The sequence below is a fragment of the Paraglaciecola psychrophila 170 genome (assembly GCF_000347635.1).
Taxonomy (GTDB): Bacteria; Pseudomonadota; Gammaproteobacteria; order Enterobacterales; family Alteromonadaceae; genus Paraglaciecola; species Paraglaciecola psychrophila.
The window spans coordinates 3921147-3946155 of record NC_020514.1; the positions used below are offsets into that span (position 1 = coordinate 3921147).

Below are 25009 nucleotides of genomic sequence, written 5' to 3' on the forward strand. Positions count from 1 at the left end.
GTATTTTGCGCAAAACTATCACATTTAAAGATTGAGTAAATTAAAAATAGAAAATTAACAAGACACGCAGATTTACAAATACACCCATCGTAAATACTATAAAAATTATGGTGGATGCCTTTTTGACTCCCTGTTCGCGAACGTTAGTAACCTTCCGTTTTGTGCCCAACCTAATGGCACATTAGCTAGCGTTTTCGATATACATTTAGCTAGGCCGCATGGTTATTCATGAGATTTAAATCAAAAGTCCCCACAGGTTTTATCCACAAGACTTTGCAGGTCAATATGAATTTTTTATTATGTTTGTGATTTATAGCATTCCCGTCATATATCTGCTGCTTAACGTCATTAAAATATAATAAATTTATTTTTTCGAGTTAATATTAATGAATAAAGTGCTGCACCAAGACCCATTATTTTTTGTCGATCCGTATATAAAAGATAGCATTTCTGCTCCAGATCCAGCAAGCCCATGCGAGGATAAACGTTCCAATAATCACTCGATTGATAGCTTATTCCGTGACCATTGGCTTGATGTGTGTCGTTTATTACACAAAAATTATGGTTCAGGTCCCCCAGAGCCTGAAGATGTGGCTCAAGAGGCCTTTAGTCAATTTTATCAAATGAAAAATGTTACCGAGATACAAAACCCTAAAGCCTACATAATAAAGATCGCAGTTAATATCACCCTAAAGTCCATGAGTAAACTGCGAAAAATTCGAGATCTTATTACGCAGCAATTACACCTCGATGAAGATCAATTAAACGAGATATGCCCAGAGATAATTTTACAAGACGAACAACGTATTGCCGCTATGCAAAATGGCATCAAAAAACTTAGTACCAAACAACGAGATATTTTAATGTGCGTTCGAATAAAAGGTCAAACTTACGCACAAATATCTATTCAAACTGGCTGGAGCCTGGCTGATATTTGCCGTCAACTGAATGAAGCAATGGCTATTTTAGAAAGTATCGACGAACAAGCGCAAGGCATAAACTTTGGTATTGCAGACACAAACATCCATCCTGCCCTTTCACACTCTCGCTCCAAGACAAACGAGAAGAAATCATGAAGTACCACATCAACGAACCTATGGTCGATAAAGCCTGTAAACAGCAAGTAGACATCCCAGTCCAAGATACACCACAAGCTCAGGCACGAAGATGGCTGACTGACTTATATGCTGGCAACTGTGATCCTAAAAGGCGTGAAGAATTTGTTCTGTGGATCAATAATAATGAGGCGAATCGCCATGCATTTAGGCACAGCCTAGAGGTTTGGCAGACTATCGGTATGACAGATTCTGTTGTGGATTGGTTAGAGCAGTGTGCATGTCAAGATTTGCTAGTTCCGCTTATACCAAAGCCCAAACGGAACTTAAAAAAATCTGTAATATGGTTAAGCAGTATTGCGGCAAGCATCATTTTAATAGTGGTCAGCGGTGTATTTCACAACCCAGACAAGCTTGATACAACCACACCAAAAATAGCATTTAATTCACCCATAGGGCAAAACCTTACGATTGTCTTGAGTGACGGCTCTAATGTAACTCTGGCAGGAAATTCGAGTATTTTAGTCGATATCAGTCAGCATGCACGGCGCATAACCTTACAAAAAGGTGGCGCCTATTTTGATGTGAGCCACGACCCTAGCCGAGTGTTTTCAGTGACAGCTGAACAACTGCAAGTACGCGTGCGCGGTACCGCATTTGAGGTGAAACGCAGCACTGATAATGCCATAAAAATATCGGTGCATCGCGGCTTAGTTGAGGTTGCAGACTTACCTGAACAAGTTGCAACAGATGACCAAAGCGCAACAGATGAACAAGTTTTGCAGTTGCGAGCAAACGAACAAGTGCGTGCCGATAACAATGGAACATTTATCACAAAGGTAACCAGATTCGACTCTGAAACAGAGTTTTCTTGGCTCAAAGGTCGACTCATTTACGATGGCATTCCTTTAAAGACAGTAGTGATTGATATCAACCGCTACGCTAAGAAGCCCGTTGTGATTTTAGATGAGAGCATTAACGACTTAACTATCACCGCCTCTTTTAACTTTGACCAAATCGATCAAGTACTGGCCGGATTAGCCTCGGCATACCCGATCATCTTAACTGAAGAAAACGACCGTAAGGTGCTAACTAAACAATGAGCTTTAAGATTGATATGAATAAACACAGCAAATATAAATATTCGCCTTTGTGTGAAGGTTTTGTGAAACCGTCATTTTTATTGAAAAAATTCTCATCAACATGACTCTTGTAACGAACCCACATTAATTTATTGGAATATACAGCATGATGAAATTGAGTCGCTCGATTAAGTTAGCCCTCTTTGGCGGTGCATTTACCTATCTTATGCCGCTTGATGTTTTATCACAGCAAGCACAGGTAAATATCGCTATTCAACCTCTTGGCCAAGCTTTGAATCAACTTTCTGAGCAAACGGGTACAGTGATTATTGCCCCTAGCCGCCTTGTTGGCGATAAACAAGCGGTTGCCACCACCGGAAAATTATCGGTTATAAAAGCCGTAGAACAGTTAATTAAAGGCAGCGGACTAAAAGCACACAAAGAACCAAGTGGTGCCATTGTTATCAAAAAAGCAGATACCGTTTCGTCAAGTATAAAACCAGTATCAGGTTATCAGGCGCCTTTGGATGAAGTCGTGGTGACCGGGTTAAAGCGAGAAAGCAGCTTACAAGATACGCCTGTGGCAATCACTGTATTAGGCGGTAATGAATTAAAAGCTTTAGGCGTAACTGACTTTACAGACTTAATCGGTAACCTATCTGGAATTTCAATTAATTCTGCCTATGGTGGTCCTGAAAATAGTTTTATTACTATTCGTGGCATTGGTGGAGCAGATGACTACAAACCCAATGGCAATCCTTCCGTTGCATTACACGTTAATGGTATTTACCAAACATCGAACGCTTATCTGAGCATGCCACTTTTTGATTTAGAACGCATCGAAGTGTTAAAGGGCCCACAAGGTACCTTATATGGCCGCAACACCACTGCAGGTACAATTAACGCCATCACGCATGCTCCTGGCGACAGCTTAAACGGCTATGCCGATATCGAATACGGGTCTTACGACTTTGTTTCTGGTAGCGCTGCGGTTGGCGGTCCGGTATCAGATGATTTAGGTATTCGCGTAGCGGTGTTGATGAAACAAGGTGGCGGTTTTATGGATGGTGCGGGTGCAGGCAGTTTTGCAGGGTTTGTCCCCGAAGGCGCTGAAGGTATTGTGCCGCCTGTAGCCGATCCAGGCAGGCGTGAAGGCTTTGGTGACGCCGACTTATTCGCTTTTCGTGGCACCGGTGTATACGACTTTGATGATGTGACTTCACTGACTTTACATTATTTTGTCAGCCAGAATCGAGGCGATACGCGGCAATATGATCGTGTAACTTTCGAAGATGACAACCCTTCACGTAACGCAGGTGAAAACAGTGACCCTTACGAATTTTATGCCAGTGAATATTACTCCCACGAAATTGATGTGAGTGGATTTTCCGGTGATTTTAGTCGCCAATTAAATGTCAATTTAAATATGGATATTTTGTTCGCCTTACAAAGTAGTGAGCGCAATGTCAGTGGCAATGGTGACGGTACCTCATTCCCGCGCTTTCAATACAACTTTGACGATAAGCTTGACCAGACGTCATTAGAAATTCGTTTAAGTGATACAACAGGCGGTGAATTTGACTGGATAGCTGGCGCTTTTATGATTAACGATTCAGTTGATTTTACCAGCAACTGGACCAGCTATGCAGTGTTGTCTCAATACAGCTCACCTTACAATCAACGACGTAACAGTGTGGCGACTTTTGCTAATGTTGATTGGAATATTTCTAACGATTTGATCATTGCAGCTGGTCTGCGTTACACCAAAGATACCGCCAAGTTTCGTGGCGAAAACATTGACTCCGATCCATGGGGATTATCGGTATTCGAAACAACCTTCAAAACAAAGGCAAATTTCTCATGGGATCGAGAGTTCGATGACAGTGATTTATCGGGTAAGTTAGCGCTTCAATACTTTGTAAACGATAACCTCAACGTATTTACATCCGTTAGCACCGCTTATCGTGGTGGTGGCTTTGACGGTACCTCCATTTTTTCTGAAGAAGAAACACAACCTTTTGAATCAGAACAAGTGCTGGCTTATGAAGCAGGCGCACGTTTTGTTACCGATAACATTAACCTAACCTTTGACTTGTTCGCTTATGATTTTGAAGAGCTACAGGCCACGGCTCGCTTATCTAACGACACTAACGGTAGAACGAATGTAGGCGAGGCAACTGTGCGCGGCGCTGAGGCATCACTTGCGCTGACGTTATATGAAACAAACAATCACAAAGTCACCTTTAATACCGCTGGCACCTATTTAGACACTGAAATAACCGAATTCAGTTCCAATCGTGTAAATGATGTGACAAACACCATTGGCGACCCACTACCTGGCTCACCAGAATGGAGTCAAACAGCAGTGCTGAACTATCAAACATCACTGGCAAACAACGCGCAGTTAAATGCCCGTGTTAATTACAGTTACCACGGTGAAGAATCAAATCGACTCAACGCTGGGGAAGGTAACACCGCACCCTCTTATAGTTTACTTGGTGTGCGGGTAGATTTAACGTTAGCCAGCGGCCTAAATATATATGCCTATGGACGTAATATTACTGACCAAGTCTATTTCCTTGAACTCAACGGTGGCTCGCGTTTAGTCGGCGCACCTGCCACTTACGGTGCTGGTGTTAGTTATGCGTTTTAAATGACAGTATTAATGGCTGGGTTACTCGGTATGTGGAACTAAAACAGGGCTGATTTAACAAACCCAACACATCACAGATATTCTGTGATGTGTTGCTATTCACATTTTATACACTCTTTATTAAATGCATATTTATTAAATGCATATTTATTAAATGCATATTTATTAAACCCATATTTTATTAAACCCATATTTTATTAAACCCTTAGTTAACTATTTAGGAAAAACCATGAAGCTAATCTGGATATCCTCGCTTTGTATCACTCTGACATTATGGGTTGTACCCATTCATGCTCAGTCAACGCAGGCCAAAATCAGTAAAGCTAAAACGCCTTACACAACGGCATCATCTTGGCCTGATCGTATAATAGTGACGCCTACTGAGTTTCCCGCCACCAGCTTTTCAGTTACCTGGCGCACAGACCAAACTGTAAAGTCACCGCAACTACAAATTGTCAAAGCCAGTCCTGATGCACGCTTTGATATACGGGCTAAATCACTGACAGCAACAACACAAGCGACGTCATTGAGTCATGGAGAAAATTCACAAGGTACATTTAGTTACCCTGCAAACGCTCAACTTTCTATGGTTAATTACCACCAGATAACCATAAACGATTTGCAACCCGACACATTTTATAACTACCGAGTAAGCGGCGCGACTGAACATTGGACATCTTGGCGGCAAATAAAAACGGCACCGCTACAGCAAAGTAGTGACGTTGAATTTTTATATTTTGGCGATGCACAAAACGGTATTTATTCTCACTGGCCGATGATATTACGCAGAGCATGGCAACAAGCACCCAAAGCTGAATTTGCAATCTATGCAGGCGACTTAGTTAACGAAGGAGCGAACGATCATCAGTGGTCAAACTGGCTTAACTCAGACCCGCTTATTTTTAGTATGATCTCTGCAGTGTTAGTGGCTGGTAACCATGAATACGACTGGCAAGTACAACATAACAGTAAAAAGATTTGGGCCCTTTCGACCCTATGGCAAGATCAGTTTGCGCTGCCACTCGCCCCCACTTTGCCCCCGGAACTACAGGAGACGGTATATGTTACTCGTTACCCAGATATTGATATTTTCGTACTTAATTCTGAAGCATTAGGTGACGTAACTTTATTAGATGCCCAAGCTCAGTGGCTTGACCATAAACTGCAAAATAGTACAGCAAAATGGCGAATTGTGAGCATGCATCATCCAGTATTTTCATCATGCGGAATGCCACTAGATACTCCCGGTCAGGACGAACCTGATGTTCGTGCCGCTTTTTTACCCGTATTTTTAAAGCATAATGTTGACCTAATATTACAGGGGCACGATCATACTTACTCTCGCGGCAGCATAGGCACTGCAGATGATATAAACAAAATTGCTGGACCAAACGAGCCTAAAAAAGTTAGGTCAGTATTTTTGACCACAGTAGCAAGTCCTAAAACATATCCTCAAAAGCCTAACCGTTGGCAAGAATACCGTCATTATGGTGTGAAGCTTGAACGCATAGGTGAAAACACACCGACCTACCAAATCATTAAAAAGACAGGTAATCAGCTTAAATATCAGTCTTTTACCTCAGATGGTAAATTGTACGATGGTTTTATCTTAGAAAAAACAAAAAGGGACAAAACACCTTACAAGTTCAGGTAGGTCTGCCTTTACAACGCACTTTTGCTAACACTGGCCCTTACAAGAGCCACCATGACTTAGCGGAATAACGCACTAAAAATATCGACAAAAGAAAGTCACGTACTTTATTCATAAAGCTTATAAAGAGCAGATATCTGACTGATACACAGTCCACAATAAGCAAGCTAGTATTGTCACTCACTGTGAATATTGTCAAAAATTGCAGTGGGTTTACTGTCAACTCGGGCATCGCACTTAATCTGCGTTACCGACTGTTATGTTCAATGACTCCGTCATGCATTATCTTTGTTACGACTCCAATTAATAGTGTCATTTAAAAAGCAGGGTATTCCAATCAAGTGTTCGTTAAAAAGTCAGTGTCATTATCTTGCGCCATTTGGATAAACTGATTTAAGTATGTGGGACGTTGTTCATTTTTTCTAAAACCGAGGTGAATTGTTTTGTAAATTCCTTTTTTACCCAAGCTCACTGGGCAAATATCTAATGTACCTTGGTAGCTTTCAACTAACCATTTGGGTAATGCAGAAAACCCCCTGCCCGCTGCGACCATTTGTAACAGGATTTCTGTGGTTTCTATTTGCACATGCTTTTTAATGGCTATGCCAGCAGGGTGACAAAACTGACTGAATATATCCAATCGAGAAGGCTCAACAGGGTAGGTAATGATCACTTCATTGCTCAAGTCAAACGGCTCTACCCAAGGTTTACTTGCTAAAGAGTGCGTTTTTGGCACCACCAATACATGTTCGTAGTCGAATACGGGGACATATTCCAAGGCGAGGCTATATAACGGGTCCGGCGTGACTAACATATCAATATCATACCCTAGCAATGCTCCCATACCGCCAAATTGAAAGCGTTGCCTGACATCTAAGTCCACATCTGGGAATTGCTTTAAAAACGGGCCAACAATATTTAGTAGCCATTGATAACAAGGATGACATTCCATGCCAATTCTCAAACTGCCTTGTCCTCCTCCAGCAATGTTCCTAATAATTTGTTCACTGTGTTCAAATTGAGGTAACAACCGTTGTGCCAAATTGAGCAAGGTATGACCCGCTTGAGTCAGGCGCAGGCGTCGCCCTTCTTTTATCCACAGCGGTGTCCCAAAATAATTTTCGAGCTTTTTAATAGCATGACTCAGTGCCGATTGTGACAAACATAATTGTTCAGCGGCTTCGGTTAAGGTGCCTAACTGATGTACCGTACGAATAATCATTAAGTGGGAACGCTCTAACATAGGATAAATTGCTTCTTAATTAAGATAGAATAAACATTATTACATGAATAAAATTCATAGTAGATTGAAAATACACCATTATTTTGATTAATAAAACTCGCTATTTTTGTTGTCATTCCTATTTACAACCGATGTTTATTATTTGGTGCTTTGCCACTGCTTTAGAGTTTATTCACTATCAATAAATTACATGCCTATACGCCTGGCTCAGGTCGATTTTACAGGTAAGTGAATTATTGCTAAGTTTAACAATCGGTTAGGTATTTGTTTTTCGATAAATCGACGATTGAACCGATAACAGAACTCATCAAAGTATTCTTGTAGGTATTTTCCGGTTACACCATGAAACGTACCTAACAAAAACGTTTTTAAATTTCCGATGGCTATATGTACCCACGGTAACCATTCATCAACTAAATAACCCGGGGTTACTCTTGCCTCATAGTTTTCTGTTTGACCTATAATATTCAATGCCGGCAATGCATCAGAATGAACTTGTTGGCCTTGTTTCAAGTGTTTCTTGACGAATTCATTCACGCTAAAATGACAAATGCTATCGACCACTGCCATTGCGATAAATCCTGCTTTTTTATCCTTACTTTCACAGGCTATCAGCACATTCTTTTTTCCTGCTGCTCCGCGTCCTCGTTTGCCTTTTTGTCTACCGCCAACCAGAGCGTCGTCTAGCTCTATTGTGCCACTTAATTGATATAAACTATCTCTATGCCCCATAGCCGTTTTAAGTTTCTTTAAAATCAGCCTCGCGGTTCGCCAATTGACTTCTATTAATTTACTGAGTCTCAGTGCTGAGATACTTCCCTTATCAGAGCCAAAGAGAATAGATAGCCCAAAACCACTGGTTCAAAGTGATTTTGCTGCCGTAAAAAAGTGTTCCTGACATGACTGAGGTCTGCTTTTTACATTGTGTACACTCGTATAAATGATGACTTGTAATTTCATAGCTATGGTTATTGCCACAACCAGGGCAAATAAAGCCATTTGGCCATTTCATTTGTTGCAAGTATTTTAAGCAATCATCTTCTGTACTAAACTGTTTTTGCCAAGCTAAAAAGCTTGCTTCTGACATGTTCATGGTAATGGTTACCTATACAGGGTGTTTGTATATACAGTACAGTTCAGTCCTGAGTTATCTGCATAGGCATAATAAATTATATCTTTTCTTCAACAATTATAACTTTTATACCTATTATTTTTAAGTGAGGGTTTGTCGGTATGGTCGTCAGTGTTAATAGGGAATCTCTGCTAATAATTGTTAAATAACCTAAAACTCTCAGTTTACAAAGCAACGACTCCTAGGCACATGCCTTTAAAATGTCAATTAAAAGCGACGGGGGAAAACAAAAAACAAGATTTGTATTCAGGCGCTGTTCTCCATAACCCCTAACAAGTCTTTGTTTCTAAAGTGAAATACCACATAATTAAACGTATATTTACTAGACAATTAGTCCCTACAAGAATAAGTTAGTGTTTGAATATAAATTGCAAATTTGTATAACAAAGGATTGAAGATTTGATAGAAATACCCTCACAGAAACCTAACGCAAAATGGAAGTTCTAATAATAGATGGTCAGGCTTTGGTGCATAGTGTTGTTAGAGGTGCTTTGCTTGATGCGGGTATTGAAAAGGTACAAAGCGCCCACAATGCCTATTCAGCATTGAGGTTATGTCAGGTAACACGTTTCGACATGATATTGATCGCCTTTGACGTTAAAAGTGACAAAGATGGGTTTAATTTACTAGAAGAAATGAAGTTTAAGGGGTACATCACTAAAACTACTTGTGTGGTGTTTCTCAGTACAGATACCACCCAAGGTCTAGTCAATTGTGTAGTGGAAATGGAGCCCACTGACTTTTGGGTCAAGCCACTGGATCGTTCTAAAGTCGAAAAACGTATTCATCAAATCATCACAATCGAAAAAAGTTTTATTCTTTGCGCTATTGTTTTGACCAAGGCGAGTACCCAACTGTTATTTATTACTCAGAGCGCCAGTTACAATATGCCTCGTTGTCATTATATTATCCACAAATTAATCGACTGATTGGCAAAAGTTTATTTAATATTAAGGAATATTATGGAGCACAAGAGTTCTATGAAAAACTGGCTAAAAATTACTCTTACGCTTGGGTGCAGATGGGATTAGCATCGACCTTACTCAAACAAAATAAAATAGATGAAGCAACTGAATTAACCGCTGTGCTTCTAAAAAGAGACGATACAAAATTTGCTACTTACGACCTACTGACCGAATTTCATATCGATAATGAGGATTACCAACTAGGTTACGAAATCATTCAAGAGGCAACCAAATTAGCGCCCCGTAGTATTGAACGAAATAAAAAGTCATGGAATTTAGCTAGGTTAAACCATGACAGAATGGGGCAATATTTAGCGACAATAAATATCGCAAAACATGTGAAAAACTCCATTCATGACACACCATATTTGCAATTAAACGTTATCCGCTCTGGTTTAGAACTTGCGGCAACTTTATCTGAAATTGAATCAAATAAGTTGTTAATCAACACAGAAAAAACTCTGGTTCGATTAAAGCAGGACTTTGGTAACGCAACAGATTTGGGCGATCAGATCACTATTGTTGAAGTGAGACTTCTTAACTTGCGCAAGAATAAAAAGCAGGCAGAGCAAATTATGCTGTCGCATACCCGCGCCAATGCCCTTAAAAATTTCGAAGACAATCTAGATAAGGTCAAAGCTTTTCATGAAGTTGGTTTGTGGGAGCAATCGATGCTGCTACTTGAACAGATGAAAGGTGATATGGGGCATAACTATTTTACCGGTAAAGTACTGGCTGAATATCTAGAGCAGGAATCCAAAGAACGACAAGACATTCGTTACAGTCCAAAAGAATTAGGTGAGATGGCTTCATCACATTATAAAAACAAACGCTATAAACCTGCATACAATCTGCTGTGTCAAGCCTCACAGTTGTCACCTAACAATGCCAACGTTGCTATCAGCCTGTTAAAAGTAATCGCTGTATTAGCGGAGCTAGAGGGCTTAAACGAGGAAGAAACACAGTGTGTGGCAAACTGTTTGCAGGCTTTAAAGCAGATATCGTTATCTGAAGGACAACAGGCTAAACTAGAGGGTTGCACTAACAGATTGAATATCGTATCCGCTACTCCTAAGTAACATGTTGCCTGTAAGACTTCATTTGACCTTAATTTCACCGAGCTTTTAACCGCGTCTTTAAGCACGATAGTAGTCAAAGTTTCAACTCTAAGTGACTAGTCCTCAATACATTAGCCAGTATAGGTATGAATTAAAATAGCAGTCCTATGGTTTGTAAATATGCTTATTAAAACACCTAAGCTATAAATCAAAGTTAGCGACGCTCACTACCCATTAGTTAAAAACCAAGATGCTAACTTTCATATCTAAGACATTTCCTTGTATCATTAGCTATGTTTTTTAGTCCAAAGCTGTTGAATTATGTATTACTCACTTGTTGTTATTGATGACTTTTTAGATGCTGTTGATGCCCTCAGAGCGAAAGCTCTGTCGGCAGTTTATCCTATGCCTGAGGAGCAAACTTATTTTCCAGGTAGAAATGCTCAAGAAGCGGTTTTTGTTGACGGGCTCGACCCATTAATTAGCGAAATAGTAGGTGAAAAATTAGTTGCCGCAACAGGTAATAGTCATGGTAAGTTTCGTATGGCACTTGCAGGTGAGCAAGGTAAAGGTGGGGTCCACATTGACCAATGTTACTGGTCGGGGATCCTGTATCTGTCTAAAGATGAAGACTGCGTCGGAGGCACTGACTTTTACCGTAATAAAGAAACTAAAAGTGATACCGCTCCTCTTAATAAAGAGCAATTAAAAAATATGGGGTTTAACAATCATCAAGAATTCTGGGATGATTTAAAGGCTAATGGACAAGACGTTGAACAATGGCAATTAACCTCTCATATTCCTATGAAATATAATCGATTAGTGTTGTTTCGTCCTTGGCTTTTTCACAATGCTGGACCTGGATTTGGAGATTCCGTTGAAAACGGTAGGATTATTTACCCGTTATTTTATAACAACCAGTAGAACTGGTTGATTATCCGCCTAGCACCCGACGTTTTTGCAGCTTGTTGCTCAAGTTGCGCAAGCCCTTAAGCCTTTGAACCCTCAACTCTGACATGCACTATTTGCAATATCGAATCATTTTTAAGATTGCTGTCAAGTGCCTTAGCGCATTGCCAACTGCCATCGAGCAGTACTGCTAACACTTGCTCATTCTGAATCACTAGCAGAACAGAATCACGTAACCATGGTGCCACTTTCCATTGTTTAAACCATTGTTTAATGGGTTTTGAGTGACTGCTAACCGCAGGCTTAAACCTCGCAGAGTATCCACCGAAACGAAACGAAATAGGTCCCAAGTTTGGATTAACTGTTAGCTGTGACATATCGTCATCTTGAGGGCTATCAGCTTGTGAGCTTGCAGCTTGGATAAAGGTTAAGTCCCCCATATTATTGGGTAGCGAAACAGTGTTTTCACCCTGCCAAATTTTATTTAAAGTGGCTTTTTGTAGACTGGCTCTTATTACAAATAACTGTTGATCAAAGCGTCTAAACTGCCAGCCATTCCATTGCAAAATAGGTGTAGCGTCTTCTGCGGCATCAAGCACCTCTGGCCTAAGTTGATTTAATACTGTTAAAGATGGGCTTTGAATACCTAACTCAGACAACCAATAACGTACCAGCTGATGTAACCACGACGAGCTTAACGGCTTAAGCTCGGTGAGATATAAACTATTAGCAGAAGCTTGTATAGATTTGAGCTTGTTATAACAAATTTCATCCAACAAACCTTGTTGCTGGGCACATAACGCTGCACTTCGAGCCACAGAACGTGAAATTTCAGGCCAACGATGTTGTAAGATAGGTAGCACATCATGTCGTAAGAAATTGCGCTCAAAATCAGTGTTTTGATTCGACTCGTCTTCGCACCATTTCAAATTATGTTGCTGTGCATAGTCCAAAATAGCCTGTTGGGTGGTATCTAGTAGTGGTCGATAAAACCCAACCCGTTTGTCTGGTTGTAATCGGTAATTTACAACCCACTCACGGTTCATCGCTGACAGACCTTTAGGCCCTGCACCACGCTTTAACTGTAATAAAAATGTTTCAAGTTGGTCGTCTTGATGTTGTGCAAGTATCACTTGACTGTTAACTGGCGCTAATTCAACTAATTTGCTGTAGCGCGCTTCTCTTGCTTGTGCTTCAAGGCTTTGTCTTCGTAGTGCTACAACGGATACATTCGCAGTTTGAAACGCTATGTCTAACTGCGAACACACTTGCTGACAATGTGCTTGCCACTGGTCTGCATGTTGGCTTAAACCGTGATGGATATGAATAGCACTGAGTTGAAAATCAAGTTTAGCGTGCTCTCTTGCAAGCTGAAGCGCATGTAACAAAACATGGGAATCCACACCTCCACTGTAAGCAACAACGATATGAGTCGCCGACAAAAGCGGCTCACAGCGAAGTTGTTCTCTTAGAGTGTTTAAAACTGACATTATTATTCGCAACCTCTAATAACAAAAAACCATCTTTTCAGATGGCTTCTTATACTGTATTTATGTATTAATTTATAAAAAATACTGATTATTTAACAATAACCAAAAGACATTAGTCGTTCATAACGTTGAGATAATAACTCTTCGGTCGACAAACTACCAAGCTGAGCGAGTTGCTGTTTAAGGGTAGCCTTTAGATTGGCGGCCATACTGTCATAATCTCTATGAGCGCCACCTAATGGTTCACTCACAATCTGATTAATCAATCCTAACTCTTTAATTTGGCCCGCACTAACCCCCATAGCTTCAGCAGCTTGTGGTGCTTTTTCAGCACTTTTCCACAAAATAGAGGCACAACCTTCTGGTGAAATAACCGAGTAGGTGCTGTATTGCAACATGTTTACACGGTCGCCGACACCGATGGCCAATGCGCCACCAGAACCACCTTCGCCAATCACAGTACAGATAATAGGCACTTTTAAGCCTGACATGACTTTTAAGTTACGGGCGATAGCTTCACTTTGACCACGCTCTTCTGCGCCAACACCTGGATAAGCACCGGGAGTATCAATAAAAGTAAGAATAGGTAAATTGAAACGTTCAGCCATTTCCATCAAACGTAACGCTTTGCGATAACCTTCTGGTTTAGGCATGCCAAAGTTACGCTTAATTTTTTCTTTGGTATCGCGGCCTTTTTGATGACCAATAATCAACACTGGCTGCCCATCAATTTTAGCTAAGCCGCCCACTATGGCCTTGTCGTCCGCAAAGGCACGATCACCAGCAAGTTCATCAAACTCAGTACATATGCGCTCAATATAGTCATAGGTATAAGGACGCATTGGATGCCGCGCTATTTGAGATACCTGCCATGCGCCTAAGTTTGCAAATATTTTGCGACTTAATTCGGCACTTTTTTCTCGAAGTTTAGTGATCTCTTCTTCGATATTGAGATCGAATTCTCCCCCTTGATTGACCAGCCTTAACTCTTCAATCTTCGCTTCTAATTCTGCGATAGGTTTTTCGAATTCTAAAAAATTTACACTCATTGAACACCTAATAATAATTGTTTACAGCTTTCATTTGTTTACTTATATAAACGAATTAGTGAAATTCCAAGTCAACCTGAGGTTTACCCAATAGCTGTTGTAAGTCATATATTAACTCATCTTGGGGAGAAACATACCACTGCGCGCCCAAGGTTAAATCTACTTTTACGTCTGGATGTACATAATGTATCTGAACCGGACAACTGCCACCTTGATAAGGTTGCAAAATGGTTTGCATTTTAGCTAGAGTTGATGGATTACACCAGCTTGATTCTAAATGCACTTGCAAACCTTTGGCATTTTTCTCACGGGCTTGGACTAAGTCCATAACGTCACGTGCTGATATTGTATTGCCACCAGAGAATTCATCAAAGCTGACCTGTCCACTTATTACCAATATTTTGTCTGCTTGCAGCAATTCTTCGAACTGTTCAAGCATATCAGGGAAAAACCTAACATCAATTCTGGCGCTTTTATCATCTAATGTCACTAGTGCCCAACGACGACCACGTTTATTGGTCATCACCCTAACACCCAAGACTAAACCTACAGCGTACGCGATTTGGTCTCTGTTAGTTGGCTTTAGGTCAACTAAACGACAAGGCGCATAATGTTTGATTTCACTCAGGTACTGATTAATTGGATGACCGGTTAGATATAGTCCTAACGTAGTTTTCTCACCATCTAACCAGACTTTTTCTGGCCAATGAGGTACTTCAGCAAAGGCTTGTTGTACTTGCTCAGTCTCGGTGGTCAGCAAACCAAACATATCTGATTGCCCCGATGTTTTATTCTTAGCATGTTGACCGGCTGCGGCCAATGCGTCGGGTAAAGAAGACATTAATGACGCACGATGCGGGCCTAAATTATCTAATGCTCCTGCCAAGACTAATTTTTCTAAGATGCGCTTATTAATGCGTTTAAGGTCGACTTTGGCACAAAAATCAAATAAGTCACTGAATTTTCCGGTCTCTTCCCGCGCTTCGATAATCGCTTCGATAGGGCCTTCACCTACGCCTTTTATTGCACCTATGCCGTAAACAACGCGCCCTTCTTCATCCACCGTAAACTTACGGCTACCGGCATTAACATCGGGTGGTAATATGGTCAATCCCATGCGGTTACATTCATCAACCAGGGTCACAATTTTGTCTGAGTTATCCATATCCGCTGACATAACAGCAGCCATAAACTCAGCAGGATAATGAGTTTTAAGCCATAACGTTTGGTAAGACACTAAGGCGTAAGCTGCGGAGTGGGATTTGTTAAAACCATATCCAGCAAACTTTTCAACTAGGTCAAATATTTTAATCGCTAGAGTAGGATCAATGCCGTTTTCTTTGGCTCCAGTCTCGAATGACTCGCGCTGTTTCTCCATTTCCTCTAGGTTTTTCTTACCCATAGCACGGCGTAATAAATCTGCGCCACCCAAGCTATAACCCGACATGACCTGAGCAATCTGCATGACCTGCTCTTGATACAGGATAATGCCGTAGGTTGGTTGTAAGATTTCTTTTAAACATTCGTGTTGATATTCTGCATCAGGGTAAGAAACTTCTTCACGGCCATGCTTACGATCGATAAAGTTTTCAACCATGCCGGATTGTAATGGACCAGGCCTGAACAGTGCCACAAGTGCAATGATATCTTCAAATGAATCTGGTTTAAGGCGTTTAATCAACTCTTTCATACCACGGGATTCAAGCTGGAATACCGCTGTGGTTTCTGCATTTTGCAGTACCCTAAAACATTTTGCATCGACCAGAGGGATGGCAGCGATATCGACATCAATGCCTTTGCCCTCTTTGATCATATCAGTCGCCCACTGAATAATGGTCAGGGTACGTAATCCCAAGAAATCAAACTTAACCAGCCCTGCAGTCTCAACATCGTTTTTATCGAACTGAGTAACTGGGTTTTTACCTTCATCATCACAGTAAAGTGGTGCAAAATCGGTAATCAATGTGGGGGCAATCACTACGCCACCGGCATGTTTACCTGCGTTACGCGTGCAACCTTCCAGAATACGACACATGTCGATCAGCTCTTTGACATCTTCGTCTTGGCTGTATAACTCAGGTAAGCGCGGCTCTTCAAGAAAAGCTTTTTCTAACGTCATACCCGGAGTGGGTGGGATAAGTTTAGAGATCCTATCAACAAAACCATAAGGGTGCCCCAACACACGGCCCACATCGCGCACTACGGCTTTTGCCGCCATAGTACCGAAAGTAATGATTTGTGATACGGCATCGCGGCCATACATTTCGGCCACGTGATCAATTACCTCATCACGTCTGTCCATACAAAAATCGACATCGAAATCAGGCATAGATACCCGTTCAGGGTTTAAGAAACGTTCGAATAACAAGTCATATTCAAGTGGATCGAGGTCGGTGATATCCAGTGCATATGCCACTAATGAGCCAGCACCTGACCCTCGACCGGGGCCAACAGGAATATTATTGTCCTTACTCCATTGAATAAACTCCATCACGATCAAGAAATAACCGGGAAAACCCATTTGGTTGATAACCACAAGTTCAATGTCTAAGCGTTCATCATACTCAGGGCGTTTTTCTAAACGCACTTGCTCATCAGGAAACAAAAATGCCAGACGTCTTTCAAGACCTTCTTTGGAGACCTTGACTAAAAAGTCTTTGATATCCATTCCATCAGTCGGGAAATCAGGCAAAAAGTAGGTGCCAAGTTGAACTGTGACATTACAACGTTTGGCAATTTCTACTGTATTTTGAACGGCTTCTGGAATATCAGCAAATAGCTCTGACATTTCTTCAGAGGTACGTAAATATTGCTGTTCGGAGTATTCCTTAGGTCTGCGAGGATCGTTTAAAGTGAAACCATCATGGATAGCCACACGAATTTCGTGGGCATCAAAATATTGTCTATCCACAAAACAGACTTCGTTTGTAGCAACCACAGGCAAATCATATTGCTGCGCCCAATTTACAGCACTATGAATATAGTCTTCTTCTCCGTCCCTACCGGTGCGGGTTAATTCCAAATAAAACCGGTTAGGGAAGTGGTGTTGATAGAATTGAGTCACATTATGTGCAATATCCATATTGCCCTTAGTCAGCAACATACCTAAATCGCCTGCTTTGCCCCCTGATATTATAATCACGCCTTGGCTGTGCTCTACTAACCAATCTTTGTCAATAACTGCCCGGTCTTTAACACTGCCGCGTAAATACGCTTTGGAGACTAACAGTGTAATGTTTTTGTAGCCTTTGTTGTCCATAGCTAATAACGTTAGACGAAACAAAGTGCCTACTAACTCGTCGCTTTGCACCCAAAAATCCACGCCAATAATAGGTTTGATACCGTTAGCATGAGCTTGGCTATAAAATTTAACCAACCCACACATGTTCATTTGGTCGGTGATAGCAACGGCAGGCATACCCAGTTCTTTGACATGGGCGATAAGCGGTTTAACCTTGTTTAACCCATCCAACATGGAGTAATCGCTATGCACACGTAGATGTACAAAATTGACGGGGGTGGCTTGTAATTGTTGTGTCATTTAAGAACCTGCTAACTGGCCATCGCGCATAGCAAGAGATTGCTGCACTGGCTTAAAACTCATGCGATATTGAGGCAGTGGTCCAAACTCAGCGAGCTTAGCCAAATGAAATGGCGTGGGATAACCTTTATGTTTAGCAAAACCATATTCTGGGTGTTGTTGATCCAGCACTAACATTTCTTTATCACGTGTTACTTTTGCAATAATCGAAGCCGCTGATATTGCTGCAATTAAACCATCACCTTTAACAATGGCCTCACTAGAGTAATCCCACTTTGGACAACGGTTGCCATCAACCATCACATGAGTCGGTTGAATTGCTAATCCTTGTACCGCTCTAGTCATGGCAAGCATAGTGGCTTGTAAGATATTAAGCTGGTCAATTTCTTGGGGACTGGCTCGGCCTATTGACCAAGCTAAGGCATATTGCTTAATTTCAGCAGCTAAAACATCACGTTTTTTTTCAGATAGTTTTTTTGAATCGGCTAATCCAACAATTGTATATTGGGGATCTAGGATAACTGCAGCAGTGACCACGTCACCGACTAAAGGTCCTCGTCCGACTTCATCAACGCCTGCAATCAACTGAATCATTTCTTTAAATTGGCTCATGGCTGTTGCTCAATCAAGTTAGCCACAGCAGCGGCAGATTGCACGTCTGCGTCTTTTTTAAGTGATTCATGTAAAGCTTCAAATTTTGTTATAAGTACTTGTTGCTCGTCACCACCTTGCAAGGTCAACATAGGTAGTAATAACTCACTTATTCTCTGTGGTGTCACGTCGTTTTGCAACAACTCTGGAATTAACTTTTCATCGGCTAAAACATTGGGTAGAGCAAAATATTTAGCCTTATATAACCACTTCATCATTTGATACGTTATGCCGCTAAGTTTATAGGCTGTGACCATGTTTTTCTTACATAACATCGCTTCAAGAGTCGCCGTACCAGAAGCGAGTAATACTGCATCTGAGGCAATCATGACTTCTCTAGCATGGCCTATTACAACCTGTATCGACAAATCAGGATTGTGGGTCTGAATGTACTGGTCTACTTGGTCTTTTCGCTGCCGATTAACCACAGGTATTAATACGTTTAAGTCCGCTATATCCGTCTTTAATAACAAACAGGATTGGATAAAAACATCCAGTAATGTGTCGACTTCGCGCTTTCTACTGCCGGGTAACAGAGCTAGAACCGTTGAATTTTCTTTAAGTTTTAAAGAAAGACGAGCTTTTTGTATATCGGGCTTAATAGCAATGTCATCAGCCATGGTGTGACCAACATATTCACAAGGGATATGATGCTTGTCATACACTTGCTTTTCAAAGGGGAAAATACTCAATACTAAGTTGGTGGCTTTAGCTATCTTAAAAATTCGTTTTTCGCGCCATGCCCAAACGGTAGGGCTGACATATTGTACAGTTATAATACCCTGGTTTTTGAGCTTTAATTCTAGGCCTAAATTAAAATCGGGTGCATCAACGCCAATAAAGACATCGGGTGGATTAGTGAGAAAGTGATTTAACAACGTTTTGCGAACAAACATCAGTCTGCGAATACGCGATAAGACCTCAACCAATCCCATTACTGACAACTCCTCCATATCAAATAGACTTTGACAGCCTTGAGCCTGCATCTTTGGTCCGGCTATGCCTTCAAAAGTTGCATTGGGATATTGTTTCTTAAGTTGTTTTATTAGGCCCGCAGCCAGAATATCACCTGACGCTTCGCCGGCAACAATGCCTACTTTGAGTGCTTTCTCGCTCATAATTTAGCGAACTATGCCTCGAGCAGAGTGACTTACAAAATCAGCCATAAGTTTAACTTCTTGAACATCGCCAGCCAATTCCAACAATTTTTCAACTGCTTCTGTAGCTCGATTACTATTACGATACAAAATTTTATAACCACGTTTGATTTGCATAATGGTTTCACTAGAAAAACCACGACGTTTTAATCCTTCGGAATTAATACCGCGAGGTGTACCGTCGTTCCCTAACATAATATAAGGCGGTACATCAGCCAAAATAATGGCTCCACCACCAATAAAGCTATGGTCACCAATGTGACAAAATTGGTGAGCTGCAGTCAAACCGCCCATAATAACCCAATCACCAATGTGAACATGCCCTGCAAGCGTTGCGCCAGTTGCTAATATGCTATTATCGCCAATAGCACAATCATGGGCTACATGTACAAAACACATCAGTAAATTATTAGAACCGATCCTAGTAACGCCTTCATCCTGAATAGTGCCTCGGTGAACAGTTACCGACTCACGGATAATATTGTTGTCACCAATAATGAGTTCAGTAGGCTCACCAGCATATTTTTTATCCTGACAATCTTCGCCAACAGAGGCAAACTGATAAATATGATTACCTTGACCGATGCTGGTTTTGCCTTTCACTACCACATGAGATTCAAGCACCGTGTTATCGCCTATGCTGACATCTGCGTCAATTAGGCAAAATGCACCAACTGAAACATTCTTACCCAGTTTAACAGTGGGATGGATAATGGCAGTAGAATGGATCACCTGTTACATTCTCCTCATGGCACACATAAATTCGGCTTCACATGCAGCTTTACCATCAACGCTAGCCACACCATGAAACTTCCAAATTCCGCGACGTTCTTTAATTAACCTTACTTCCATATCCATGCGATCGCCCGGCACAACCGGCATTTTGAAACGGGCCTTGTCGATACCGGCATATAGATATAGATCGTCAGAGTTACCCGCCGTCTTAAAACCTAAGACACCAGCAGCCTGTGCTAATGCTTCTAAGATCATAACGCCTGGGAAAATTGGTTTGCCTGGAAAATGCCCAGTAAAGCAAGGTTCGTTAAAAGTGATGTTTTTATAAGCGGATATAGACTCATTGAGAGTGTAATCTGTCACTCTATCTACTAACAAGAAAGGATAACGATGGGGAAGCAACGCCATGATATCTTCTATTTCTAGAGTGTTTACATTATTGGCCAAAAGGTGTTCTCCTAAACTAACCAGTCGGTAGCTAAATCACTACTGCTGCTGGCTTTTTTCCAATGTTTTGACACGTTGATTAAGGCTAGTAATATTTCGTAATGCTACTGTATTTTTACGCCATTCTCTGTTGGCATAAGCAGGTATGCCAGATGAATAAACGCCAGGCTCTGAAATACTTTTAGTGACCATACTCATGCCAGTAAAAACCACATTGTCACAAACGGTAATGTGGCCATTAATGCCGACTAAACCCGCCATGCTACAGTTTTTACCTATAACAGTGCTGCCTGCAATCACAGAACAAGCCGCCATTGCAGTATTCTCACCAATTTCAACATTATGGGCAATTTGACATTGATTGTCGATGATCACCCCATCGGCCAAAATAGTATTGTCTAACGCGCCACGATCAATGGTAGTGCTGGCGCCAATTTCAACTCTGTTACCGATGATAACAGTGCCCAGTTGCGGTATTTTAATCCAGTGGCCGTTGTCATTTGCGTAACCAAAACCATCACTACCAATGACAGTGTTAGCTTGTATCAAACAATCTGTGCCTATTATCACTTCATGATAAATAGACACATTGGCCCATAACTTCGTATTGACACCTATCTGGGCGTTTATACCAACAAAACAGCCCGCGCCAATAACAACATTATCTCCGAGTTTGACTCCTGCCTCAATTACAGCATTTGCCCCAATTTTGACGTGTTTACCCAGTTCTGCATTTTCGCTAATGACAGCATGAGGAGATATGTCGTACGCTGGCTCTGGAGTGGTATCTAATAATTGTGCAGCCTTCGCAAACCCAACATAAGGGTTATTCATAACAAGGGCGGAACAGTTACAATGGGATAATTCGTCAGGATGCAAAATCACGGCTTGAGCCTGCGTATCCTGCAACTGACTGCGATATTTTTTATTCGACAAAAATGAAATCTGGCCATTGCCAGCTTTCACTAAGGTAGATAATCCATTAATGAGAGTATCTTGAGTATCAGCACCGGCTAGGTGCAGCCTGGCACCAATGCTTTGTGCCAATTTAATAAGACTTATTGCGTGACTCAAAACACCTCCCATGTGGCAACTAAAGCGGTTTAGTTGATTTTAGCAATTTGCTCAAGAACTGATTTAGAAATATCGTTGTCTGGGTTAATAAACGCAACAGAATTAGCATTCAAGATAACATCATACTTTTCTTTTGCTGCGACGGCATCGATACCTTGTTTAATCAAACCTAACAACTTGTTTTGTTCTTCTTTTAAACGAGCTTGAATTTCTTGCTGTAAAGGCTGAGCCTTAGCCGTGTACTCTTCGCGCAAAGCAATAATTTTGCCTTCAAGTTCAGTTTTTTCTTTTGCGCTCATAGTAGCGGCATCACGCTGATTTTTTTCAAGATAATATTTGATGTCTTTTTCTAAACGACTGACTTCTTCTGTCTTGTCTTTAAACTGTGCAGCAATATTTTCTTGAATACTAGCAGCTTGAGGCATAGCCTGAAAAATACCTTGTACATTTACTGCACCAATTTTTTGTTCAGCAAATACTGCTGAACTCGCCATAGCTGTGGTTATCAATGCACCAGCAATTAAACTTTTAGTAAACTTTTTCAAATGGAACTCCTACTTTTATTGTTTTGTGATTAGTATACCAACCAGAAATTAAAATGTCTGACCAATGTTAAAGGTAAAGAATTTAGAATCATCACCCTCTCTTTCTTGGATTACTTTCGAGAAACTAAACACCATCGGCCCCATAGGTGATAGCCATTGTACAGAAAGTCCACCCGATGCTCTATAGAGTGTGGGGTCACTGTAATCAATTAATCCATCATTGTTGAATGAATTGTTCACATCTAGGGTTTTATAACGTTCGTAATCAAACTCGGTGTCCCAAATACCTCCCACATCCACAAATAGACTGGTACGCACAGAGTTATCAAAATCGACCTCTACAAAAGGAGTGGGAACAATTAATTCAACCCCTCCAAGTATCATGGCATTACCGCCTAATGAACGACTAGAGATTGAGATGGTATCGTTAGAGTTATCACCTAAAATCAATTTACCGTTAGGGTCAGTGATGACGCTCGCTGGTGTTACCTGCACTCCACGAGGCCCTACTGTATTATTTTCAAACCCTCTAAGTGAATCTGAACCACCGGCTGTAAAATGTTGGGTGAAAGGTAGTATTTGGTCAATACCGCCTACTTCGCCATACCCATTACCATAACCCATTTTCAGTCTAGCTAAGAACGACCAGCGTTGATTGCGAGATAATGGAAAATACCATTTACCATCTAACTCAGTCTTAAAATAGTTTACGTCTGAGTTAGGCGTGGTAATTCCAAATGAAGCACGTTGTGAAGAACCTGCGGTGGGGAACACACCTCGGTTAAGGGTACTACGTGACCATGCCACTGACGCCAAGAAACTATCATAGTTAATCGCAGCATCAGGATTATTCTCATCCACAAATTGATTATTAAAACGCGTCGTTTGAACAAATGGTTGATTCTGAAACAGTTCAACGGTGCTGTAGGTTAGACCAAAATTAATTCGATTAAATTGATCGATGGGATAACCAATATTACTCCCCACTGAAAACTGTTTACTGTTGTACTGGATCAGGTTAGCCGAACTTCCATCAAATTCACTATAAGATACGGAACCACCTAAACTGATGCCATCTATAGTAAAATATGGGTCGGTGTATGACAACTGAACACTTTTCTGATAGGAAACTGTACTCACATTAAATGCAATGCGTTTACCTGTGCCTAAGAAATTATCTTGCTGAATTCCAGCTTGCAAACTTAACTTTGTACGATCGCCATAACCGATACCTGCGTTAAAGGCACCAGAAGGCTGCTCCTTAACTGTGAAGTTCACATCAACCTTATCTTCTTCGCCAGGTAAACGGACTGTTTCAAAGTCCACATTTTCCATATAAGTCAGTCGTGACAGGCTATTTTTAGAGGACTCTAGAGTAGCGTTAGATAACCACGATCCTTCCATTTGTGACACAGATTGGCGCAGCACTTCATCAGCTGTACTGTTATTGCCTGCAAAGTTAATGCGTCTTACGTAAATACGTTTACCAGGGTCAACAGACAACACTAACTTCACCGTTTTGTCTTCTTCATTGATATCAGGAATAGTAGTTACTGTGGGATAAGCATACCCATATCGGCCTAAATACTTACTGATAAATTCTTCTGTGTAAGTGACTTCAGCTTGATTATACAATTCGCCTTTGGTTAACGGCAGCACCAGTTTTATATAATCTTCATAGCCCAACAAATCACCGATTAGCTCTATATCAGAGATAGTGTATTGCTCACCCTCTTCCAAGTTTAAGGTGACATAAATGCCGGTTTTATCAGGTGTCATAGAGACTTGGGTAGAATCGATATTAAAACGTAAGTAGCCACGGTCTTTGTAGTAGCTAGTAATCGTTTCCATATCGCCAGTTAAGGTTTGTTTTTGATAGCGGGTTTCTGATAAAAAATCCCACCACGGAGTATCAAACTTTAACTCTACCAGTTCTAACAACTCAGGGTCACTGAAGATGTCATTGCCAACAATATTAATCTGCTGGATTTTAGCAGAATCGCCTTCTTCAAATAACAATTTAAGATCGACCCGATTTCTGGGTAGGGGTGTGATAATCGCCGTCACATCGGCATTGTATTTACCGATACTGTAAAAGAAATCTTTTAAACCATTTTCAATTGAAGTCAAAACAGTTTTGTCTAAAGGTTCACCAACCAAAATATTGGCATCATTTAAACTTTGTTGTAACTGTTCATCTTTAATATCATCATTGTCTTCAAATACAATATTACTGATCGTCGGTCTTTCAGTAACCCTAACTAAAAGGGTATTACCGTCACGAAAAATTTGAATGTTTTCAAAATGGCTTGACGAATACATAGACCGAATAAGCTGTGAAATCCTGAAGCTATTCAGCTCATCCCCGACTGTAACTGGCAAATATGTCAAAGCGGCACCTAAGGCAACACGCTGCAAACCTTCAACTCTGATGTCCTTTACGACAAATTCACTACTCGGGGCTGCTTTCGCGAAGCTAGCAATGGATAATATTAATCCCGCAACAACTAACTGTTTAAACTTCATTTAATAATATTCTTCCTAAACGCACAAAAACATGTGTTGTGCATGG

The 25009-nt window shown here is 41.0% G+C and carries 18 protein-coding genes and 1 pseudogene; 7 read left to right on the forward strand and 12 right to left on the reverse strand.

Annotated elements, in window-relative coordinates:
- Positions 1-386 precede the first annotated feature (386 nt).
- The 4 genes from C427_RS17215 (at position 387) to C427_RS17230 (ending at position 6444) form a co-directional block, all read left to right on the forward strand.
- Positions 387-1076: an RNA polymerase sigma factor gene (locus C427_RS17215; RefSeq protein WP_007634326.1), complete on the forward strand. Its 690-nt coding sequence runs from the start codon at positions 387-389 to the stop codon at positions 1074-1076.
- A complete protein-coding gene (locus tag C427_RS17220) occupies positions 1073-2158 on the forward strand; it encodes a FecR family protein (protein ID WP_007634324.1) in 1086 nt (361 codons plus the stop codon). Before C427_RS17215 ends, C427_RS17220 begins: the two co-directional genes overlap by 4 nt.
- 145 nt (positions 2159-2303) lie before the next feature.
- The gene (locus C427_RS17225; RefSeq protein ID WP_007634322.1) at positions 2304-4790 is read left to right on the forward strand and encodes a TonB-dependent receptor; all 2487 of its coding nucleotides are present in this window, start codon (positions 2304-2306) and stop codon (positions 4788-4790) included.
- Positions 4791-5019: 229 nt separating this feature from the next.
- Entirely contained in the window at positions 5020-6444 is a 1425-nt protein-coding gene (locus C427_RS17230) for a purple acid phosphatase family protein (protein ID WP_015431116.1), read from the forward strand.
- A gap of 334 nt (positions 6445-6778) precedes the next feature.
- Here C427_RS17230 and C427_RS17235 read toward each other — a convergent pair whose 3' ends face one another.
- Positions 6779-7684, reverse strand: a complete 906-nt coding sequence (locus C427_RS17235; protein WP_007634315.1) for a LysR family transcriptional regulator — start codon at positions 7682-7684, stop codon at positions 6779-6781.
- A gap of 207 nt (positions 7685-7891) precedes the next feature.
- A pseudogene (locus C427_RS17240) lies at positions 7892-8777 on the reverse strand (IS1595-like element ISGps1 family transposase).
- A gap of 473 nt (positions 8778-9250) precedes the next feature.
- Between C427_RS17240 and C427_RS25565 the strand changes: the two are divergent.
- The 3 genes from C427_RS25565 to C427_RS17250 all read left to right on the forward strand — a co-directional run bounded on the left by C427_RS25565 (position 9251) and on the right by C427_RS17250 (position 11763).
- Positions 9251-9745, forward strand: a complete 495-nt coding sequence (locus C427_RS25565; protein WP_015431119.1) for a response regulator — start codon at positions 9251-9253, stop codon at positions 9743-9745.
- The gene (locus C427_RS17245; RefSeq protein ID WP_085949634.1) at positions 9712-10860 is read left to right on the forward strand and encodes a tetratricopeptide repeat protein; all 1149 of its coding nucleotides are present in this window, start codon (positions 9712-9714) and stop codon (positions 10858-10860) included. The genes C427_RS25565 and C427_RS17245 overlap by 34 nt, the downstream gene beginning before the upstream one ends.
- 300 nt (positions 10861-11160) lie before the next feature.
- Complete coding sequence (locus tag C427_RS17250) at positions 11161-11763, forward strand: DUF6445 family protein (RefSeq protein ID WP_007641229.1); 603 nt, start codon at positions 11161-11163, stop codon at positions 11761-11763.
- Positions 11764-11828: 65 nt separating this feature from the next.
- On the opposite strand, the gene tilS is transcribed toward C427_RS17250, so the two are convergent.
- The 10 genes from tilS to bamA all read right to left on the reverse strand — a co-directional run bounded on the left by tilS (position 11829) and on the right by bamA (position 24963).
- On the reverse strand, positions 11829-13238 hold the full coding sequence (gene tilS, locus C427_RS17255; RefSeq protein WP_007641227.1) for a tRNA lysidine(34) synthetase TilS: 1410 nt from the start codon (positions 13236-13238) through the stop codon (positions 11829-11831).
- Between the two features lie 92 nt (positions 13239-13330).
- Positions 13331-14287, reverse strand: a complete 957-nt coding sequence (accA, locus tag C427_RS17260) for an acetyl-CoA carboxylase carboxyl transferase subunit alpha (protein ID WP_007641225.1) — start codon at positions 14285-14287, stop codon at positions 13331-13333.
- Positions 14288-14342: 55 nt separating this feature from the next.
- Complete coding sequence (gene dnaE / locus C427_RS17265; RefSeq protein WP_007641223.1) at positions 14343-17828, reverse strand: DNA polymerase III subunit alpha; 3486 nt, start codon at positions 17826-17828, stop codon at positions 14343-14345.
- Positions 17829-18422, reverse strand: a complete 594-nt coding sequence (gene rnhB / locus C427_RS17270) for a ribonuclease HII (RefSeq protein WP_034899951.1) — start codon at positions 18420-18422, stop codon at positions 17829-17831.
- 14 nt (positions 18423-18436) lie between these two features.
- A complete protein-coding gene (lpxB, locus tag C427_RS17275) occupies positions 18437-19597 on the reverse strand; it encodes a lipid-A-disaccharide synthase (RefSeq protein WP_007641220.1) in 1161 nt (386 codons plus the stop codon).
- Between the two features lie 3 nt (positions 19598-19600).
- Positions 19601-20368: an acyl-ACP--UDP-N-acetylglucosamine O-acyltransferase gene (gene lpxA, locus C427_RS17280; RefSeq protein WP_007641218.1), complete on the reverse strand. Its 768-nt coding sequence runs from the start codon at positions 20366-20368 to the stop codon at positions 19601-19603.
- A 3-nt stretch (positions 20369-20371) separates the two neighbouring features.
- Complete coding sequence (gene fabZ, locus C427_RS17285; protein WP_007641216.1) at positions 20372-20818, reverse strand: 3-hydroxyacyl-ACP dehydratase FabZ; 447 nt, start codon at positions 20816-20818, stop codon at positions 20372-20374.
- Between the two features lie 39 nt (positions 20819-20857).
- Positions 20858-21904, reverse strand: coding sequence for a UDP-3-O-(3-hydroxymyristoyl)glucosamine N-acyltransferase (gene lpxD / locus C427_RS17290; RefSeq protein WP_015431121.1), 1047 nt, complete (start codon positions 21902-21904; stop codon positions 20858-20860).
- A 17-nt stretch (positions 21905-21921) separates the two neighbouring features.
- Entirely contained in the window at positions 21922-22437 is a 516-nt protein-coding gene (locus tag C427_RS17295) for an OmpH family outer membrane protein (protein WP_007641213.1), read from the reverse strand.
- Positions 22438-22485: 48 nt separating this feature from the next.
- Complete coding sequence (gene bamA / locus C427_RS17300; RefSeq protein WP_007641210.1) at positions 22486-24963, reverse strand: outer membrane protein assembly factor BamA; 2478 nt, start codon at positions 24961-24963, stop codon at positions 22486-22488.
- Positions 24964-25009: the final 46 nt, after the last annotated feature.

Excerpts from the sequence above, each read along its gene's own strand:
- bamA (WP_007641210.1), bottom strand. The coding sequence starts at position 24,963 with ATGAAGTTTAAACAGTTAGTTGTTGCGGGATTAATATTATCCATTGCT.
- accA (WP_007641225.1), bottom strand. The coding sequence starts at position 14,287 with ATGAGTGTAAATTTTTTAGAATTCGAAAAACCTATCGCAGAATTAGAA.
- C427_RS17235 (WP_007634315.1), bottom strand. The coding sequence starts at position 7,684 with ATGTTAGAGCGTTCCCACTTAATGATTATTCGTACGGTACATCAGTTA.
- tilS (WP_007641227.1), bottom strand. The coding sequence starts at position 13,238 with ATGTCAGTTTTAAACACTCTAAGAGAACAACTTCGCTGTGAGCCGCTT.
- C427_RS17225 (WP_007634322.1), top strand. The coding sequence starts at position 2,304 with ATGATGAAATTGAGTCGCTCGATTAAGTTAGCCCTCTTTGGCGGTGCA.
- C427_RS17215 (WP_007634326.1), top strand. The coding sequence starts at position 387 with ATGAATAAAGTGCTGCACCAAGACCCATTATTTTTTGTCGATCCGTAT.
- lpxD (WP_015431121.1), bottom strand. The coding sequence starts at position 21,904 with ATGGGAGGTGTTTTGAGTCACGCAATAAGTCTTATTAAATTGGCACAA.
- lpxB (WP_007641220.1), bottom strand. The coding sequence starts at position 19,597 with ATGAGCGAGAAAGCACTCAAAGTAGGCATTGTTGCCGGCGAAGCGTCA.
- C427_RS17250 (WP_007641229.1), top strand. The coding sequence starts at position 11,161 with ATGTATTACTCACTTGTTGTTATTGATGACTTTTTAGATGCTGTTGAT.
- dnaE (WP_007641223.1), bottom strand. The coding sequence starts at position 17,828 with ATGACACAACAATTACAAGCCACCCCCGTCAATTTTGTACATCTACGT.
- C427_RS17230 (WP_015431116.1), top strand. The coding sequence starts at position 5,020 with ATGAAGCTAATCTGGATATCCTCGCTTTGTATCACTCTGACATTATGG.
- C427_RS17220 (WP_007634324.1), top strand. The coding sequence starts at position 1,073 with ATGAAGTACCACATCAACGAACCTATGGTCGATAAAGCCTGTAAACAG.
- C427_RS25565 (WP_015431119.1), top strand. The coding sequence starts at position 9,251 with ATGGAAGTTCTAATAATAGATGGTCAGGCTTTGGTGCATAGTGTTGTT.
- rnhB (WP_034899951.1), bottom strand. The coding sequence starts at position 18,422 with ATGATTCAGTTGATTGCAGGCGTTGATGAAGTCGGACGAGGACCTTTA.